Here is a 304-nt window from a genome sequence, read left to right as displayed (position 1 = left end):
GGCTTTGCTTTAGCGGGGAGTTCGTGGGTAGGGAGTGGTTTGAGCATGTGGGTGAGCCAAACGGATTTTATCAACAATTATTTGACCAATTATCAGGCTAAAATGCACACGAGTTTTTTCCAGATCCCTTTGAATTTTGGGGTTCGTGTGAATGTCAATAGGCATAACGGCTTTGAAATGGGCTTGAAAATCCCTTTAGCGGTGAATTCTTTTTATGAAACGCATGGCAAAGGGTTAAACACCTCTTTGTTTTTTAAACGCCTTGTCATGTTCAATGTGAGTTATGTTTATAGTTTTTAGGGGG

Annotated in this window: 1 pseudogene; it reads left to right on the top strand. The window is 40.8% G+C overall.

Annotated elements, in window-relative coordinates:
- Window positions 1-300: pseudogene (gene hopJ / locus FIM44_RS08430) on the top strand (Hop family outer membrane protein HopJ/HopK); the annotation flags it as partial.
- Window positions 301-304: the final 4 nt, after the last annotated feature.

The organism is Helicobacter pylori (assembly GCF_006440215.1).
GTDB lineage: Bacteria > Campylobacterota > Campylobacteria > Campylobacterales > Helicobacteraceae > Helicobacter > Helicobacter pylori_CS.
This window is presented reverse-complemented; position numbering and strand designations above follow the sequence as displayed.